A 544-nucleotide genomic window follows, 5' to 3' on the forward strand; every position below is an offset into this window, starting at 1 on the left:
AACAAACGGCGTAAACGCCCCACTTGATAACTGTGTTTTACAGAAGTCCCGATCAGAGGCAAGTTGGCAGATTTACATACGTGCATCAGCAACTTCTGACGCTCCACCTTACCTTTATTCAATTGCTGCCCGTTATCAAACTCGATAATCACGCGCGGTTCTAACGTTCTGGGATCACAAATTACGTAGTCGAAATAACTGCGCGAGATGCGATTATTGGCCACGAAAAACTGCTTTTTATTCTTGATGTCTTTCGGAGCAACCAAAGTAGACATGTTCGCCTTGGCAAACACGTCAGCATGCTCTCCGACTGCGGCTCTTAGCGCATTGAAAAAAGCACCTTCTTGCCCTCTTAGTAACGGGCCTTTCGCACGATATGGATAGTCACGCGTGTCGTCGTGCTTAATCACGTACTTTTGAATAATAAAGAAGAATACAACCAGAAGAACAACAATGATAAAGATGTTGGTCATAGATAAAGTGCGCCCAAAACAACTAGTTGCTCAAAGCGTAAATGGAAATGCTATACAGAGCAACAAAACCT

1 protein-coding gene is annotated in these 544 nt (G+C 43.8%); it reads right to left on the reverse strand.

Annotated elements, in window-relative coordinates; all coding sequences use genetic code 11:
- Positions 1 to 473, reverse strand: a 473-nt coding sequence (locus R7Z47_RS26460; RefSeq protein WP_318130975.1) for a DUF2726 domain-containing protein, incomplete at its 3' end; no start/stop codon positions are given.
- Between the last annotated feature and the right edge of the window lie 71 nt (positions 474 to 544).

The organism is Vibrio sp. 1641 (assembly GCF_033339995.1).
GTDB lineage: Bacteria > Pseudomonadota > Gammaproteobacteria > Enterobacterales > Vibrionaceae > Vibrio > Vibrio alginolyticus.